This is a genomic window from Marinilactibacillus piezotolerans, assembly GCF_900114235.1.
Lineage (GTDB): Bacteria > Bacillota > Bacilli > Lactobacillales > Carnobacteriaceae_A > Marinilactibacillus > Marinilactibacillus piezotolerans.
Window position 1 is genome coordinate 19,995 of sequence record NZ_FOSJ01000022.1, and the last position, 17,545, is coordinate 37,539.

The 17,545-nt window shown below is 34.0% G+C and carries 16 protein-coding genes and 1 pseudogene; 16 read left to right on the forward strand and 1 reads right to left on the reverse strand.

From position 1 onward, the window contains the following. Positions 1-83 precede the first annotated feature (83 nt). From BM212_RS06785 to BM212_RS06850, 14 genes are all read left to right on the forward strand, one after another. On the forward strand, positions 84-1,172 hold the full coding sequence (locus BM212_RS06785) for a glycerol dehydrogenase (RefSeq protein WP_091897527.1): 1,089 nt from the start codon (positions 84-86) through the stop codon (positions 1,170-1,172). A gap of 12 nt (positions 1,173-1,184) precedes the next feature. Then, positions 1,185-1,397: a PRD domain-containing protein gene (locus BM212_RS06790; RefSeq protein WP_072695079.1), complete on the forward strand. Its 213-nt coding sequence runs from the start codon at positions 1,185-1,187 to the stop codon at positions 1,395-1,397. A gap of 540 nt (positions 1,398-1,937) precedes the next feature. Beyond that, the gene (locus BM212_RS06795) at positions 1,938-4,031 is read left to right on the forward strand and encodes a BglG family transcription antiterminator (protein WP_177206376.1); all 2,094 of its coding nucleotides are present in this window, start codon (positions 1,938-1,940) and stop codon (positions 4,029-4,031) included. A gap of 11 nt (positions 4,032-4,042) precedes the next feature. Further along, the gene (locus BM212_RS06800) at positions 4,043-4,519 is read left to right on the forward strand and encodes a PTS sugar transporter subunit IIA (RefSeq protein WP_091897533.1); all 477 of its coding nucleotides are present in this window, start codon (positions 4,043-4,045) and stop codon (positions 4,517-4,519) included. Positions 4,520-4,533: 14 nt separating this feature from the next. Further along, complete coding sequence (locus BM212_RS06805; protein ID WP_072695076.1) at positions 4,534-4,818, forward strand: PTS sugar transporter subunit IIB; 285 nt, start codon at positions 4,534-4,536, stop codon at positions 4,816-4,818. A 58-nt stretch (positions 4,819-4,876) separates the two neighbouring features. Further along, on the forward strand, positions 4,877-6,157 hold the full coding sequence (locus BM212_RS06810; protein WP_072695075.1) for a PTS galactitol transporter subunit IIC: 1,281 nt from the start codon (positions 4,877-4,879) through the stop codon (positions 6,155-6,157). Positions 6,158-6,191: 34 nt separating this feature from the next. After that, the gene (locus tag BM212_RS06815; protein WP_091897536.1) at positions 6,192-7,241 is read left to right on the forward strand and encodes a galactitol-1-phosphate 5-dehydrogenase; all 1,050 of its coding nucleotides are present in this window, start codon (positions 6,192-6,194) and stop codon (positions 7,239-7,241) included. Between the two features lie 42 nt (positions 7,242-7,283). Further along, a complete protein-coding gene (locus BM212_RS06820) occupies positions 7,284-8,276 on the forward strand; it encodes a zinc-binding dehydrogenase (protein ID WP_218149697.1) in 993 nt (330 codons plus the stop codon). A gap of 93 nt (positions 8,277-8,369) precedes the next feature. Beyond that, on the forward strand, positions 8,370-8,816 hold the full coding sequence (gene rpiB / locus BM212_RS06825) for a ribose 5-phosphate isomerase B (RefSeq protein ID WP_072695072.1): 447 nt from the start codon (positions 8,370-8,372) through the stop codon (positions 8,814-8,816). Between the two features lie 100 nt (positions 8,817-8,916). After that, positions 8,917-10,923 (forward strand): transketolase, encoded by a 2,007-nt coding sequence (tkt, locus tag BM212_RS06830; protein ID WP_091897552.1) that lies wholly within the window; start codon positions 8,917-8,919, stop codon positions 10,921-10,923. Further along, entirely contained in the window at positions 10,916-11,560 is a 645-nt protein-coding gene (gene rpe / locus BM212_RS06835; RefSeq protein WP_072695071.1) for a ribulose-phosphate 3-epimerase, read from the forward strand. Before tkt ends, rpe begins: the two co-directional genes overlap by 8 nt. A 313-nt stretch (positions 11,561-11,873) precedes the next feature. Next, positions 11,874-12,611, forward strand: a complete 738-nt coding sequence (locus BM212_RS06840; RefSeq protein WP_218149696.1) for an SDR family NAD(P)-dependent oxidoreductase — start codon at positions 11,874-11,876, stop codon at positions 12,609-12,611. A gap of 195 nt (positions 12,612-12,806) precedes the next feature. Beyond that, positions 12,807-13,298, forward strand: a complete 492-nt coding sequence (locus BM212_RS06845) for a hypothetical protein (RefSeq protein ID WP_072695069.1) — start codon at positions 12,807-12,809, stop codon at positions 13,296-13,298. A gap of 153 nt (positions 13,299-13,451) precedes the next feature. Next, positions 13,452-14,555 (forward strand): NADH-dependent flavin oxidoreductase, encoded by a 1,104-nt coding sequence (locus tag BM212_RS06850; protein WP_091897543.1) that lies wholly within the window; start codon positions 13,452-13,454, stop codon positions 14,553-14,555. Positions 14,556-14,619: 64 nt separating this feature from the next. On the opposite strand, the gene BM212_RS06855 is transcribed toward BM212_RS06850, so the two are convergent. Next, on the reverse strand, positions 14,620-15,147 hold the full coding sequence (locus tag BM212_RS06855; RefSeq protein WP_091897546.1) for a hypothetical protein: 528 nt from the start codon (positions 15,145-15,147) through the stop codon (positions 14,620-14,622). A gap of 528 nt (positions 15,148-15,675) precedes the next feature. On the opposite strand from BM212_RS06855, the gene BM212_RS06860 reads away from it, so the two are divergent. Together BM212_RS06860 and BM212_RS06865 are read left to right on the forward strand one after the other, a co-directional pair. After that, positions 15,676-17,189 (forward strand): IS3 family transposase gene (locus BM212_RS06860; RefSeq protein ID WP_091897549.1). Its coding sequence is split into 2 segments (ribosomal slippage): positions 15,676-16,294 and positions 16,294-17,189, totalling 1,515 coding nucleotides; the frame shifts between segments, so codons are not numbered across the junction. Between the two features lie 175 nt (positions 17,190-17,364). After that, positions 17,365-17,545, forward strand: a pseudogene (locus BM212_RS06865) (hypothetical protein); the annotation flags it as partial.

Consider the following 17,545-nt stretch of genomic DNA (forward strand, 5'->3'; position numbering starts at 1 on the left):
TTCACAACGTATTCGTTGAAATGATTAAAGTACTTTTGTTATTATTTAGGTGATAAAAGACATAATTTGAAAGGGGAAGCATCATGAGAAAATTTATCTTTCGTTCGCCTAGTCGGTATATTCAAGGAGCTGGTGTAATCAATGATCTAGCAAAAGAGACAGAAATGATTGGTCAAAGCCCCTTGTTAATAGCAGATGAAGTTGTTTGGAGAATTACTCAAGAATCAATTGACAGCAGTTTTTTAAATTCAAAATCGGATTATCATTATGAACAGTTTAATGGAGAAGCTTCGAGAAAAGAAATTGATCGTTTAGCGAATGCAGGAAAAGAAAAACATGCTGATTTGGTAATTGGTGTAGGGGGAGGAAAAACACTGGATACGGCAAAAACAATTGCAGATGAATTGAATATACCGGTTGTAATAGTTCCTACTACAGCTTCGACTGATGCACCAACGAGTGCTTTATCAGTTATCTATTCAGATAATGGTGTATTTGAAGGATACAAGTTTTATGACAAAAACCCAGAATTAGTACTCATAGATTCTCAAGTTGTCATTAATGCCCCTATTCGTTTGTTTGCATCTGGAATTTGCGATGCAATGGCAACACTGGTTGAAGTAAAAGCTACGATTAGAAGCAATGGAAATGCGATGGCTGGGGGCAAACCAACATTAGCAGCACAAGCAATTGCTGAGATGGCCGAAAAAACTCTATTTAAACATAGAATCGGAGCGTATAAATCAGCTAAAGAAGGAATTGTAACTCCTGAAGTCGAAGCGATTGTTGAGGCAAATACTTTGCTTTCAGGATTGGGATTTGAAAATGGGGGATTAGCTGGTGCACATGCAATTCACAATGGATTTACTGCGCTTCAAGGTGAAATCCATAAATTAACTCATGGAGAAAAAGTTGCTTATGGAACACTTGTACAGTTAGTACTGGAAGGTAAACCAGAAAAGGAAATAACAAAATACGTTGATTTCTATAATTCTATCAATATGCCGACAACACTTAAATCTATGCACCTTGAGAATGTTTCTTATGAGGATTTACTTGAAGTTGGTAAATTAGCAACTGCTGAAGGTGAAACAATGGAAAATTTAGATCGGGAAATCACCTCTGAACAAGTAGCAAATGCAATATTAGCGGTCGATGCTCTAAGTAAATAAGAATATCATTTTGTGGAAAGATATCTATCTGATAAGCTAATGGAAGAAAAAGATGAGGAATTATTCGAACAAATTTCAACTCTTTATCCTGAAGCAATGAATATTGTATTTAAGATTAAGGAGTACATGCAAGAGGTTCATCATAAACCTGTTCCCAAAGATGAATTGACCTATCTGGCTGTACACATCAATCGTCAATTAAAATATTCAGAATTAAATAAGTAAAAGATTAAGCAGTATAGTGATTTTTTAATTAAATCACTATACTGCTTTTTAATGAAAGATCCTATATAGATTATAATCTGAGTATACTATATTTATGTTCATTAATTCACCTTATATTAACCGGATTAACATACTTTATATCTCTACATTCTGCAAACAATAAGGATCAATCATTTATCAAAATAATAAGAGCTATAAGAGTCATCACCTAATAACATTTTAACGTAACCACCTTTGATTTATTCAAAGGTAGCTAGTGGCATTTACAATATAATACCCATATTTGATAAAAAATTCACAAAGTTAATAATATGGTAAAGTCCAAAAGTGTACATTCCTATGCGCATATAATGGGATGAAAGCGTATTTATTTTATTCGTTTTCACAATTACAATATAGTCAGGAGGCAGGAACCAAACGATCCATTTGAAGTGAGAGTTTGGTCATAGAAGAAATGTCTAATAGTTTTTGCCAAACATGTCGATGAAATTTATAAATTACTATATTTCTTTCAATATACTAGAAATGGAGGTGAAGCACATGTATCTTGATGAAAGAAGCAAGAAACTACTGATTGAAATAGTAAAAAAGCCTAACATGACTAACAAAAAACTTCAATTAGATCATAAGCTTACGAGAAGACAAGTCAATTACAGTCTAAATAAAGTAAATGAATGGCTTGAAAATCAAGGTTTCAAACCATTAGAAAAAATAAATGGATATTACAGAGTAGATAATAATATTGGAGAACTTCTTGAAATTGAAAAAGAAGATCATGAAATATATATTCCCTCTCCCAAGGAAAGAAAGTATTTACTCATCATATATATATTAACAAGAGATGAAGCACTGTCATTGAATCATTTCATAGTGGAAATGAATGTCAGCAAAAATACAGTCCTCCAAGATTTAAAAGAAGTAAATAAAACACTAGATTCATTTAACTTGAGCATACAGTATACACGTTCAGACGGCTATTATACGGTGGGGGATGAATGGGACAAACGCTCCCTTATGTTAGATGCAATATACAGAATTGTTCATATGCATGGAGGAGAATATTACCTTAGAAGCCTAATGGGCATCAGTCAAGAAGAAGTAAGTGAGATTCGTTTTAGACTAAATATTATTGAACAGGAATTGAATATATCTTTTGCGGATACAGAAATGGATACTTTACCCTATTCATTCTATGGACTCTTTAAAAGAATGATGCAAGGAAAATATATTAACACAGAGTTTTTTATTGATAATCATGAATTATCAGATACAAGAGAATTTGAAGCCGTAAAAGTACTGATAGAAGGAAAAGGAACGATTTCTGAAGAAGAAAGACTTTATCTGGCTTTACAGCTATTAACGTCAAATACTATCAAAAAAACGCATTTAAAGGTTGAAGAATTACCAAAGTTGAAATATTCATTACAAAAAACACTAGAAGAATTTGAAAGAAAAGCTGTAATTAATCTAGTTGACAGGGAAACCTTGGTTGATAAATTATTTCTTCATTTCAAACCAGCATATTATCGAATTAAGTATAAACTGACAACAGATTATCGACCTTTAGAAAAAGTAAGTGAAGAATTCAAAATGCTGCATTATTTTGTTAAAGAATCTTTAGATCCGTTGAAAGTATTTCTTAAAAGTGAATTACCTGAGAGTGAAATAATGTTTATCACACTATTTGTAGTAGGACATATTCTAGAGCATAACGAACAGAATAATTTCGGGGCAAAGAAAAAAGCTATTGTAGTCTGCCCAAATGGACTCTCAATTTCAAAATTAATGAAGCACAACTTGCAGTCCTTGTTTCCGGAAATATACTTTTATCCAACCATGTCGGTTAGAGAATTTAAGAAAACAGATTTGCCTTATGATATTGTATTTTCAGCTAGACCAATAACTGCGCCATCTGACAAAAAAATATTTGTTGTAAACCAGATGATGGAAGACTCTGAACGAAATGAATTACGCAAAATCGTTATGAAATCCGTTTTTCGTCGTGAGGATAATCATATAAATATTTCTCAGCTAATGGAAATAATCAGCGAATATACTGAAGTGATTGATGAACAGCAGTTAATAAGAAGTTTAAAAGGTGTCATCCAGGAAGACAATAAATTTATGAGTAGCGAATCTGATAAAAAAGAAGTTATTCACTTACCCGAACTGATAACGACATCAATGATTCGAATAGTTGATAAAGTTTCTGATTGGCAAGAAGCGATGAAAGTAGCAGCACAGCCTTTACTAGAAACAGGGAAAATATCTTCACAATATCTGAAAGCGCTTAATAATCAATACCCTGTAGTAAGTGAACATATTGTTTTACAAAGAAATATTGCTATACCGCATGCTGAAAGTGAAAAAGGTGTTAAAGAGCTTGGAATGAGTATGTTATTTATAAAAGAAGGGATTCCTAACTTTGATGGATCCGATCTTCATTTCATTGTAGTTATAGCAGCGACTGATAGAAAATCCCATTTCACAGCATTAATGGAACTTATGAAACTTGCAGGAAACGATGCGTTATTAAAAGAATTATCTAAAAGTGGAAATGAAGATGAGATATATCAAGTTATCTTAAAATCAATTAAAGAAAAAGATCCATTATATAAATCATTAAGAAGTTAGGAGAAAGCAATATGAATATTGAAGAATTCTTATCAGAAGATTTTATTTGGTTAAATGAACCAGTAAAGTCACAACTAGATGTTTTTGAAAAAGTTTTCACGAAATGTCAAGATAAGGGATTTGTCAGTGAAGAGTTTTTAGAAAAAATAAAAGAAAGAGAAAAAGTTTTTCCAACTGGACTGCAGCTAGATGGATATGGCGTTGCAATTCCACACACAGATCCTGAATGTGTGAACAAACAGTTTATAGCAGTTTTCACTCCAGAAGAAGATGTCTCATTTAAAAGAATGGATGATTCTACTGCAGAAGTTAAGGTTAAAATTATTTTTGTTCTGGGGTTAAATCAACCGCATAGTCAATTAGCTATGCTCCAGGAACTAATGGTCTTACTCCAAGATAAAGAAGCAGTCGAAAATCTTAGAAACACAACAGATAAAAAGCAAATGATTGAATATCTTTCAGATCTATCAAAACAAAAACAAAGATGAAAAGGGGAGAAATAATGAATACAAAGAAAAAAGTTTTAGTGGCATGTGGTACTGGTATTGCAACATCTACAGTAGTTGTAGAACGGGTAGAACGTTTGATCAAAGAAAATGGAATCAATGCAGAAGTTGAACAAATTAAAATTTCAGAAGCAAAAGGAAAGCAAGAAGGCGCGGATCTAATTGTCTCTACAACTATGTTACCGACTACCTATAATATTCCAACAATCATTGCTACTGGATATATTTCAGGAATTAATGCAGAACAACTAGATGAAAAAATTCTTTCCGAACTTCGTTGATATAGTTTCAAAAGTAAATTAAAAAATTAAATAATATAAAAATAGAGGAGTTGCAGAAATGGATTATATTACAGACGCAATAAGTTACATTATCGATCTTGGTCCAACAGTTATTTTACCGATTACCCTAGTATTCATTGGAATGATATTTGGAACCGGATTCAAGAAAGCCTTTCGTTCAGGAATTATCGTTGGGATAGGGTTTGTAGGAATCAATTTGATAATTGGCCTTTTAATGGATGAACTAGGAGCTGCAGCAGAAGCAATGGTTCAAAACTTCGGAATACGATTGGATGTTATTGATGCTGGCTGGCCAGCATCAGCAGCAGCAGCCTGGGCAATGCCAATCTCAGTATTACTTATTCCAATATTGCTTTTTGTTAACTTATTAATGATTGTCTTAAAATTAACAAACACTTTAAATGTTGATATTTGGAATTACTGGCATATGATAGCTGCAGGAGCTACTGGTTATATTGTAACAGGTGGGAATATCTGGTTTGCTGTAGTTTGTGCTGTAATTTATGAAGTGGTTATCTTAGTAGTAGCAGATAAAACGCAGCCTTATGTTGAAAACTTTTTTGGACTAGAAGGTTTAACTTTCCCAACTGGATCTCCTATAGGATTTGGACTTATTGGAATTCCATTAGCATGGTTAGTAGGAAAAATACCAGGTGTAAAAAACATCAAAGCAGATTCAGAGTCTATTCAGAATCGATTAGGGATCTTTGGAGAACCCATGATGATAGGACTGATTTTAGGTACAGTAATAGGATTGCTGGGTGGATATGGAATTGGTGAAGCTTTCCAAGTAGGGATTGCAATGGGTGCGGTAATGCTCTTAATGCCTCGTATGGTTAAAATTTTAATGGAAGGTCTCATTCCAATATCAGAAGCAGCAAGAACATTTATGAAAAAAAGATTTCCAGGCAGAGATTTGTTTATTGGGGTTGATGCAGCTTTAGCAGTAGGACATCCAGGTGTACTATCAACTTCACTTTTACTAGTACCTGTAACACTTTTAATTGCAATCATTCTTCCTGGAAATAGTGTCTTGCCATTCGGAGATTTAGTAGGAATTACGTTCTTCGTCGTATTTGTGCTGGCAGCAAGTAAAGGCAATATTGTTCAATCAGTTATTACAGGGGCCTTGATGATGGTCATAACTCTCTGGTTAGCAACAGATTTTGCAGCAGTTCATACAGAGATGATGGCAGGAACTGGATTCCAAGCACCTGGTGATGCAACTCAAATCGTTTCATTAACTACTGGAGGAAATCCTCTTAACTGGTTAATCTTAAAATTTGCTGAACTTTACCAGATGGTATTTGGTGGCTAAAAACCTCTAATAAAAAATATAAGGAGACGTATACATGTTTGCAGCAGTATTACATGAAGAACATTCAATAGAATTCGAAGATATTCATGAGCAGCCATTAGAAAATAATGAGGTACGAGTAAAAGTTATGGCTGCAGGCATTTGCGGCTCAGATACTCATAAAATGCGTACAAAATGGAAATATGGATTTCCAGCAGTTATGGGGCATGAGTTTTCTGGAGAAGTGATAGAAATAGGTTCCAAAGTAACTAAATTCAGCATTGGTGAACGAGTTGTAGGGATACCATTACTACCATGTTATGAATGTGAATATTGTCTGTCGGGTGAATATTCATTATGTGAAAATTATAAAATGATAGGATCACACTTTTATGGAGCCTTTGCAGAAAAAGTTGTTGTTCCAGAAAAAAATCTTCTAAAAATTGATGATTTAAGTTATGAAGAAGCGACAATGATAGAACCATTAGCAGTTGCCCTTCATGGAGTGCAGGGAATAGATCCAAAATTAGGAGATACTGTTCTTGTTTTTGGAGCAGGAAATATAGGACTATTAACCATTCAAGCCCTTAAAATTATCGGGGTCAAAAATATTATTGCAGTAGATGTTAAAGAGGGAAATCTAGAAGAAGCCAAGAAATATGGAGCAGATTTTACTATAAATTCTTTAGTAGAAGATCTTGAAAAACTAGTCAAAGAATACTCTGATAATAGTGGAGTGGATATCGTTTTAGAGTGTGCAGGATCGGCAATTGCTCAAGAACAATCTTTAAGAGTTGTAAAAAAACATGGGAAAATAGCTTATATCGGTATAGCATATGAAGATATTCACCTACCAGAAGATTCATTTGAAAAGATTTTTCGACATGAGCTAACGTTAAAAGGATTCTGGAATTCATATAGTGCTCCTTTTCCGGGAAAAGAATGGACTAATAGTTATAACTTAATTAAACAAAATAAAGTAAATGTAAAAGATATGATCACCCATCGGTTTCCTTTAAACCAGACAAAGGAAGCCTTTGAGATGATATTAAAACAGAAAGAACTTCACAAAAAGGTATTAATTATTCCAAATAAGGAGATGTAAAGATTGAAAGCATTAGTGAAAACAGAACCAGGTTATGATCATATGGAGTTTAAAGAAGTTGAAGAACCAGAAGTTTACGAGGATATTGTAAAAATAAAGACTGCTTTTACCGGAATATGCGGTTCGGATATCCATACATTCAAAGGGGAATATAAAAACCCAACCACCCCTATTACTTTAGGACATGAATTTTCAGGTGTCGTTGTAGAAGTTGGACCAGATGTGAAAAGTATAAAAGTTGGAGACCGTGTAACGAGTGAGACAACTTTTCAAACTTGTGGAGAATGTCGGTATTGTAAAGAAAAAGATTATAATCTATGCAGTAATCGAAAAGGTATTGGAACTCAACAAAATGGTAGTTTTACTAAATATTTGATTTCTAGAGAAGAAAGTGTCCATGTTTTGCCAGAAAATGTTTCATTAGAAGCTGGAGCATTTACCGAACCTCTAGCATGTTGTACACATGCGGCTTTGGAAAAAACCAATATTGAAGCTACAGATATTGTATTAGTAGTGGGGCCTGGACCAATTGGATTATTACTGTCTCAAGTTGTTAAATCGAAAGGTGCAACAGTCATATTATCAGGAGTAACAAGAGATGCATCAAGATTAGAATTAGCGAAAAATCTTGGTATAGATTATACCATTGATTCTTTAACTGAAAATCTGGATGAATTAGTTCTCAAGCTGACTGATGGTTATGGAGCAGATAAAGTGTTTGACTGTTCAGGAGCTGTACCGGCTGTTAATCAAGCACTAGCACTGACTGCCAAAAAAGGTGATTTTATCCAGGTAGGTTTGTTTCCAGATAAATACATCAAACTGGATGTAGAAAGTATTATTCAACGAGAGATCAATTATGTTGGCAGCCGTTCGCAGAAACCGTCTTCTTGGCCACTAGCATTAGAATTGATCTCTAATGGGAGTGTGCAAGTAGAAAAAATGGTAACGATGACTGAAGAACTTGAGAATTGGCGCAGAGCATTTGAAGCTGTGATGGAAGGGAACGAAGTGAAAGTTTTATTGAAATCTTAATGCAGATCAAGATGAATCCAATCTAAAGTGTCTCATAATAGATTGGATTCTAATTCTGAAGTTATAATATTTATTAATTTTAGGAGGTTATATATGAATATTGTGATTGGTAGTGATCACGGTGGAATGAATCTCAAAAGTACATTGGTTAAATATTTAAAAGAAAATGATTATGAAGTAACTGACATTGGGCCTTATTCATTCGAAAGTGTAGATTATCCATCTTATGCCGTTGTAGTTTCAAATTATGTAGTAAATGAACAAGCAGATTTTGGAATATTGTGTTGTGGTACAGGGATTGGAATGTCTATCGCTGCAAACAAAATTAAAGGAATACGAGCAGCTGTTGTAGGGGATACATTTTCGGCGGAAGCAACACGAGCACATAATAACAGCAATGTATTATGTCTGGGAGAACGAGTTATTGGAGAAGGACTTGCAGTTAAAATACTTGAAACTTGGTTAAATACTAATTTTGAAGGTGGACGTCATGAACGTCGCATAGATAAAATCAGCGATTTAGAAGGACAAGATAATTAAGATTTAATCAATTTGTTTTGAATCAAAAATATAATAGTTTTCTGTAAGAAGAAAGGAATGATTGACTTTGAATAAAACTGAGACACAAGAATTTACTTTAATGGATGAAAAAATAGTTAGTACGATTAGAACTTTATCAATAGATATGGTGGAAAAAGCTAATTCCGGACATCCAGGGATGCCGATGGGAGCCGCTCCAATGGCCTATACTCTTTGGGGAAAACACCTGAAGTTTAATCCTAATAATTCTGACTGGTTCAATAGAGACCGCTTTATTCTGTCTGCTGGTCATGGATCTGCACTTTATTATAGCTTGTTACATCTATTTGGTTATGATTTATCTTTAGAAGATTTAAAAAATTTCCGTCAATGGGGCAGTAAAACGCCTGGACATCCAGAATATGGAGAAACAGACGGAGTAGATGCGACAACCGGCCCATTGGGGCAAGGAATCGCAATGGGCGTAGGTATGGCACTTGCTGAATCTCATTTAGCTGCTCAATATAATAAACCGAACTATCCCATAGTAGATCATTTTACTTATGTTATCTGTGGTGATGGAGATTTAATGGAAGGAGTGGCTTCAGAAGCATCTTCTTTTGCTGGACATAATGGTTTGGGTAAGCTGATTGTAATGTATGATTCCAATGATATTTCATTGGATGGAGATTTGAATATGTCCTTTAGTGAAAATATTCACAAAAAATATGAAGCATATGGTTGGCAAGTACTCCGTGTGGAAGATGGAAATAATCTGGAAGAAATAGATGAAGCTCTAACTCAGGCAAAAAGTGATGAGAATCGTCCGACTCTAATAGAAGTTAAAACCATTATTGGTTTCGGATCACCAAATAAAGCAGGAAGTTCTGCTTCTCATGGTGCTCCTCTAGGTGCTGAGGAAGCCATAGCAAGTAAAGCAGCGTATGGATGGACTGAAGAACCTTTCTATATTTCCGAAGAAGTAAAAACAGAATTAAGTTCTTATATAGATAAGGGGGAACACTTGGAAAGTATCTGGCAAGAATTATTTTCTGCCTATACAGAAGAATATTCTGAACTTTCAGAACAATTTTTACGTGTAGTGGAGGGTGAAATACCTCAGGATCTATCAGCGGCATTTCCTGAATTTGAGGATGATAAAGCCAAGATAGCTACAAGGTCTGCCTCAGGAGAAATGATTAATCAAATTGCAGATATTTTGCCTGAAGTTTTTGGAGGATCAGCTGATTTAGGCGGATCAAATAAAACATTCATCAATTCAAGTCCTGCTTATTCTAAAAATTCACCTGATGGGAGAAATATTTGGTTTGGTGTTAGAGAATTTGCTGTAGGCAGCATGCTGAATGGTATGGCATTACATGGTGGGTTAAAAGTGTTTGGTTCAACATTCTTTGTTTTCTCCGATTATATGAGAGCAGCAATTAGACTTTCTTCACTTATGAAGCTGCCAGTCACTTATGTATTTACTCATGATAGTATAGCGGTAGGAGAAGATGGTCCGACACATGAACCGATTGAACAGCTAGCGTCTTTAAGAGCCATGCCGGGTCTAAGAGTAATCAGGCCAGCAGACGCTAAAGAAACGGTTGCAGCTTGGAATATAGCCATAGAAAATAATGAAGGTCCTATTGCTTTAATTTTATCTCGTCAAAATCTTCCAGTTTTATCAAATAAACAAGATCGGATTCTTGAAGGCGTTCAAAAAGGTGCTTATATTGTTTCTGAATCTAACAGTAAACCACAAGCATTATTGATTGCTACCGGATCTGAAGTTTCTATTGCAGTAGAAGCTCAGAAGAAGTTAAAAAAAGAACATAATCTTTCTGTATCTGTTATTAGTATGCCTAGTTGGGAACTCTTTAAACAAACAGATCAAGATTATCAGAAAATTGTTTTACCTGACGATGTAAAAGTAAGAGTATCGATCGAAGCTGGATCTACATTTGGCTGGAAAGAGATTGTTGGAGACAGCGGCGTTTCTATTGGAATTGATCACTTTGGTGCGTCAGCACCAGGAGATATATTATTTGAAAAATTCGGATTTACAGCAGATAACATAGTCAATACAGTTATAGAACAAGTGAAAATGAGGGATTCAAATGACTAAAATAGGGATATCAATACTTTCCTCCGATCTTTTGAATCTAGAAAAAGAAATCAAATCTATTGAACAATCGAATGTGGACTATATTCATATTGATGTAATGGATGGACATTTTGTCCCTAATATTACATTCGGCCCTGATATTGTTGCTCAAATAAAAAGGGTAACGAATATACCACTTGATGTTCATCTAATGATAAATCATCCAGAAAAATATATTGAAACGTTTGCAAGTGTGGGGGCTGATATATTAACAGTGCATTATGAAGCGTGTGATCAATTGGATGAAGTCCTTAGTCTGATACGCAGACATGGATGTAAACCTGGATTAGCCATTAAACCGACTACAAATATTGAATCTATAAAAAAATATTTAGATAAAGTTAGCTTAGTACTGCAAATGACAGTAGAACCTGGTTTTGGAGGACAAACATTTATAGAAGATACTTTAGAAAATTTACAAGTATTAAATCAATATCGATCAAATCATCATTTAAATTATATGATCGAGGTTGATGGAGGGATCAATAATATAACAGGCAAGATATGTGCTAATGCTGGAACTGACGTATTAGCAGTAGGTTCCTACTATATCAATGCATTAAATAGGGAAAAAGCAATTCAAGAATTAAAAAAATAAAAATATAAATATCTTATGGGTACACTAAACATGTATCCATAAGGTATTTTTTTATTAAATTTCATTTGAATAGCAGACTTATTTATAATCATAGAAATATTATGTAAAAAAATATTTTCCATAAGTTAAATATTTTGAACAAAAATAGCACATGATGTAAATTGAGTATAAACAATGAGTTTACTGATAAATATAATTGAGGCTCTATCTATGCATCAATTTGCCATTAGACAATATAATTAAGAAGATATTGTTTGTAATGAATAGAAGTCAGAAATTTATAAAAAAACTTATACTCAAAGGAGACAATATGATGAGACTAGAAAATAAAGTAGCATTTATTATAGGGGGAACATCTGGAATAGGAGAAGCAACCTCCAAACTGTTCGCCAAAGAAGGCGCAAAGGTAGCTGTGGGTGGACGTAATGAAGAAGAAGGAAAAAGAATAGTTCAAGAGATTGGTGATGCTCAAAATGAAGCAATTTTTGTTCAAGTTGATACTACGAAAGCCTCAGAGCTCAAACAAGCAATCAATAAAATTATAGATCACTATGGAACGATTGATATACTATACAATGGCGCTGGAATACACGATGGTTACAAAACAGTACTAGACACTGAAGAATCAGATTATGACAAGATAATGGAAGTAAATGTAAAAGGACCTTACTTGGCCACTAAAGCAGTTTTGCCTATTTTTATCGAAAAAGGAAAGGGTACAATCATAAATGTTGGATCTCAGGCAACTTTAGTAGCTGGACCAGGTGGATCGACCTATGTTACATCTAAACATGCTATTGAAGGTTTTACCAAACAATTAACTTATGACTTCGGCCAAAAAGGTATTAAAGTAAACTTGCTGGCACCAGGATTTGTAAATACGCCAATGACTGAAGGTATTGATGATGAGAGATTAAATGATATACCTTCTAAACGGGGAGGAAAACCTGAAGAAATTGCCTCTGCTGCTTTATTTTTAGCTTCAGATGATTCAAATTATATGCAAGGTGCATCTTTAGTAATAGATGGTGGCTGGACAGTAGGAAGATGATAATTTTATTTGAAGGAAAGCATAGAGTGACTTCTAAAGTTATTCTATGTTTTTTATAATAAATAATCTTATACTTCGTCATAATTTGTTCAATAACTAACAAATAAATATAAAAAAATTATGATTTTCTATATTTAAGCTTTATTTATCTTGAAAAATTTGTTAAACTATTCACAAATAAAGGAGGAGATTTAGGTGAAAAAAGTAATGTGTGCATTAAAATTTATTTTTAGAAATGGTGAAACTTGGACAATTGAACGTAAACATATAGGCGATTTATGGATTAAACAGGTTACAACTAGTTTTGGTCGTATAGGAGAAAATGACTTTCAAGAAATTCATCCTTGTGAATCATTAAAAATCGAAATAACAAGAGAAGCAGATTCTGTTAACTCTAATGATATAAATTTAGGTGGATTAGAAGCAGGAATGTTTAATCGTGTAAAACAGTTTCAAGATATTGAAATGATGGATATTCTTTATAGAGATCGTGTGAATGGTGATAAACCAGTCAGTGTAGATAAGGATCGTATTTATTTCCCATATAAAGCGTTAGATGTTGATGGTCATGATAACCAATACCAGTCAAGTATGATATCAGATGACGATAAATTATATATCGTAATAGATCCAGATAAGACAGTGCAGGATATTTATGGAGCTAAATTAGCTAATAAAGCAATGTAATGAATCATTATAAAATTAAATTTAAAACAGTTTGTTAGGTCATGTTATTTAACTTGATCTAATAGACTGTTTTTTTGATCAGTAATAAGGATTGATGTTATCAGCTAAAAGAGTTACAATAAGTAAGTAAATAAAAAGTAAAGGATGTTTTCGATGAGTACTTTAGGAAATCCAATTAAACTGCAAAGTGGAGTCACCTTAAAAAATAGAGCGATTATGGCACCAATGACTAACATGATGAGCTTTTTTGACGGAACGATCACTGATAATGAGTTACAATATTATTCACTCAGAAGCGGAGAAGTAGGAGCTGTTATTACAGCTGCTTCTAATGTACAAGAAATTGGACAAGGATGGGAAGGCGAACTTGGTGTTTTTGATGACAAACATATAAAAGGACTTTCTAAATTGGCCTCTGCTATAAAAAAATCTGGAACTAAAGCCATACTGCAAATTTTCCACGGTGGTAGAATGACTAATTCTAAGATCTTAAGAGGAAAACAACCGGTGTCAGCCAGCGCAGTAAAAGCAGAACGCGCTGATGCTGAGGAACCTAGATCTTTAACAGATGAAGAAATTATTCAAGTAATTGAAGATTTTAAATCAGCTACTATAAGAGCAATTAAAGCTGGATTCGATGGAGTCGAATTGCATGGAGCGAATACTTACTTGATTCAACAATTCTTTTCTCCACATTCCAATAGAAGAGAGGATAAATGGGGAGGGAATCTGGAGAAACGATTCCATTTTGTTAATCAGTTAGTTGATGGAGTAATCAAAACAGTGAAAGAAAATGCCTCAGAACCTTTTATTGTAGGATATAGATTTTCACCTGAAGAATATGAAAATCCTGGTATTAGAATAGATGATACTCTTTACCTAGTTGATCAGTTATCTAATAAAAATCTTGATTATCTGCATATTTCTCTGGGAGATTATCAACAATATTCTAAATTTGATCAAACAAAAGAACAGACGATTCTACAAACTATTCATAAAAAAATTGCTGGAAGAATCCCTTTGATAAGTGTAGGCAATATTAGAACTGGTTCTGACGCTGATAATGCCCTTAAAGATAGTGAAATGGTAGCACTAGGAAGAGTCCTCCTTGCAGATCCTCATTGGACAAGTAAAGTATTAAGTAATAGAGAAGACCAGATACGCCATACGGTTACTGAAGAAGAGCGGGATGAGTTGCACCTGAATACTGGTGTCTGGATGTTTATGAATGCCATGATGCCCGAACGTATAAAATAATCAATTAAAAAAGCTGTAAGGAAATGCTGAATGTTCAGCATTTCTTTGCAGCTTTTTATAATTCTTAACTAAATTGGATGTAAATACTGATATCAAAAGGGTCTACTTCTTTCACAACTGATTGTGTATTTTTATTGAAGTATTTATAAGGTCCTCCTTTAATGTAGGCAAAGGCCATTATAACAGTAGACTGGAGATAATGAATAGTATTACTAGTATAATTCTTGGGCAATTTACCTAAGAAAATAGAATTAATGTAGATATCTAGGCGATTTGCTTCATTTGGAATGAGTTTAACATCCTTTGTAGAATAACTCTCGTATTTATAGACTTTTTCATTATAATTTTTTAAGTCTTCATCTTGTTTTCCAGCATAATTTCTTTTGATCTGATTATGTTTAATCATACTTGCTGTAATTTGATTGATAGTTTCTTGGTTGGAAGTTAGTTCGCTCGCATTGATCTGAATTTTATATTCTATTGAAAGCGGAGTACGATTTTTCCTTTTAAACACTGGAATTTCTTTTATTAATTGTTGAGACTGATTTGATTGTTTCTTCCAAAATGTTTTAATAATATCTTTGAATCCCATTATTAAGCCTCCTTCCTAGTACTTCGAAAATGAAATTCATTTTTTTATAGATTATATATTAAAATAACGGTTATTATATTATATGTTACAGAAAATAGCTTATTAGTTCAACTATTATGCATTTAGAGTAATAAATAGAGAAGAAATACGATTAATATCTTAGCAAAAAGTCTAGTATTGATTATATGTATATTATTGTATACAGAAAATAAAATTTAAACTATTTGGATTCCCCATTTTATGTTAGTTTGCGTTCTCGATTTAAGTTAATATCATACAAGCATGAAATATAAAATAACATTGAAATATATGTTTATCCTAAAACTTTATTTAAAGTTTATTGATTAGATATTTTTTTTTATTTTATAGTTTCTTATTGGAAAAGTAAATTAGAAGAATGCAATTGACCACATTGGTCAAAAGTGATAAAATTTATTTATCGACCGGGGTGGTTGACTACCGCCAGCGAAATGTACCAGCGGGAGGTGCGGACATAATCTTGGACAACTATAAGTCAGGAGAATGTCCATGTACTCTTACGAAGAAAGAATGAAAGCTGTAAAACTTTACATCAAATACGAACACTCTTTGGCGTCAGTCATTCATGAATTAGGCTATCCTTCTTCAAAAGCTTTATACAAATGGTTTAAGGAATATGAAGAGAATGGTGATCTTTCTAAGACTTCAAAAAGAAAACGTGAATTTACGCAAGAAGAAAAGCAGTTTGCTGTTAATCACTATATCGAATACGGTCGCAATTATTCTAGAACTGTTCGCATGTTGGGTTATCCAGATAGAAACATTCTTAGCGATTGGTGTAAAGAACTTGCACCTGAAGCTCGTAAAATCAGGCGAAGTAAGTTAAACTATTCTCAAGAGCAGAAAAAAGAGGCCGTTATCCATCTTGTGAGCCGAGAAACCTCTGTCCAAAAAATTGCTGAGCGCCTGCAGGTCACCCGTAAAACGCTCTATGATTGGAAAGAGGAGCTCATCGGAGAGGAGCTTCCACCTAATATGACGAATATGCCTGATAGCCCTCAACTAGAAGGGTTGAAAAATGAAGTTGATGTTTTAAAACAAGAAGTTTATCGACTACGAATGGAAAAAGATATCTTGGAAAAGTCTGCCGAACTTGTAAAAAAGAATGGGGCATCAATCCAAAACATCTCTCCAACAAGGAAAAAACAAGAGTGATTGATGCATTAAAAACCTTTTATCCATTGGCACTTTTACTAGAGAATTTGGATTTAGTTAAGAGTAGTTATTTTTACCACAGAAGTCAGGCTAAGCTTCCGGATAAATATGCTGATCTAAGGGTAATGCTTAAAGATATTTTTATTGAAAGTCGTCGTACGTATGGCTATCGTCGTATGCATGACGTTCTAAAAAAGCAAAATATTGTTGTTTCCGAGAAAGTGGTTAGACGGCTTATGAAGGAAGAAAAACTCATTGTTCATTCAGTAACTAAAAAGAAATATAGTTCATATGCAGGTGAAATTACTCCCGCGACACCTAACCTTATTCAACGAAATTTCAAAGCTGAAGCACCTGACAAAAAGTGGTTGACAGACATTACAGAATTTCGTATTCCCGCCGGAAAAGTCTATCTATCGCCCATTATCGATTGTTTTGACGGGGCCTTAGTTAGTTGGACTATCAGTACACAACCAAATGCGGAGCTCGTTAATAGTATGTTTGATCAGGCACTTGATACACTCGCTGATAATTCAAAGCCAATCATACACTCTGATCGCGGAGCTCACTACAGATGGCCAGGTTGGATTGAAAGGATTAAAACCAACGGTTTGACACAGTCCATGTCTAAAAAAGGATGTTCACCGGATAACTCGGCTTGCGAAGGGTTTTTCGGTAGACTTAAAAATGAGTTCTTCTATGGCTTTAAATGGGACAATATTTCAATTGACGCATTCATTGAACTACTTGATGATTACCTGCATTGGTACAATAACAAAAGAATAAAATTGTCTCTAGGCGGTCTCAGTCCGATTGATTACAGAAAGAAACTAGGTTTAATTGCTTGAAAAAGTCCAAAAAAACATCCGCACCTCCGCGCTGCCAAGTTTTGTACCACCCTTTGCCATGAAATGTACCAGTCATTGCCAACCTGTTTACCACTTATTAACTTCTGTATAATTAATGTGCATGCCTACGGCATTTAAGCCTAAAGCATGACATTTATTATATGGAGGTTTTTTTATGTTCCAATATAGGAAAGTATTGGAGATGAGGTCTGATGGCTTTTCGCTTCGAAGTATTCGTGCAGCTACTGGTCACTCAAGACAAAAAATAACGGAAGTCATTCGACTTGCGGAAAAAAAGGAGGTGACACTACCGTTAACAGATGAGATGACAGATAAATGGCTCGAAGAGTTTTTGT

Bases quoted from the DNA above. Each gene is read 5' to 3' on its own strand.
- rpe (WP_072695071.1), top strand. From the start codon at position 10,916: ATGACTAAAATAGGGATATCAATACTTTCCTCCGATCTTTTGAATCTA.
- BM212_RS06820 (WP_218149697.1), top strand. From the start codon at position 7,284: ATGGAGTTTAAAGAAGTTGAAGAACCAGAAGTTTACGAGGATATTGTA.
- BM212_RS06840 (WP_218149696.1), top strand. From the start codon at position 11,874: ATGAGACTAGAAAATAAAGTAGCATTTATTATAGGGGGAACATCTGGA.
- BM212_RS06855 (WP_091897546.1), bottom strand. From the start codon at position 15,147: ATGGGATTCAAAGATATTATTAAAACATTTTGGAAGAAACAATCAAAT.
- BM212_RS06805 (WP_072695076.1), top strand. From the start codon at position 4,534: ATGAATACAAAGAAAAAAGTTTTAGTGGCATGTGGTACTGGTATTGCA.
- rpiB (WP_072695072.1), top strand. From the start codon at position 8,370: ATGAATATTGTGATTGGTAGTGATCACGGTGGAATGAATCTCAAAAGT.
- BM212_RS06800 (WP_091897533.1), top strand. From the start codon at position 4,043: ATGAATATTGAAGAATTCTTATCAGAAGATTTTATTTGGTTAAATGAA.
- BM212_RS06815 (WP_091897536.1), top strand. From the start codon at position 6,192: ATGTTTGCAGCAGTATTACATGAAGAACATTCAATAGAATTCGAAGAT.
- BM212_RS06850 (WP_091897543.1), top strand. From the start codon at position 13,452: ATGAGTACTTTAGGAAATCCAATTAAACTGCAAAGTGGAGTCACCTTA.
- BM212_RS06810 (WP_072695075.1), top strand. From the start codon at position 4,877: ATGGATTATATTACAGACGCAATAAGTTACATTATCGATCTTGGTCCA.
- BM212_RS06795 (WP_177206376.1), top strand. From the start codon at position 1,938: ATGTATCTTGATGAAAGAAGCAAGAAACTACTGATTGAAATAGTAAAA.
- BM212_RS06785 (WP_091897527.1), top strand. From the start codon at position 84: ATGAGAAAATTTATCTTTCGTTCGCCTAGTCGGTATATTCAAGGAGCT.
- tkt (WP_091897552.1), top strand. From the start codon at position 8,917: ATGGATGAAAAAATAGTTAGTACGATTAGAACTTTATCAATAGATATG.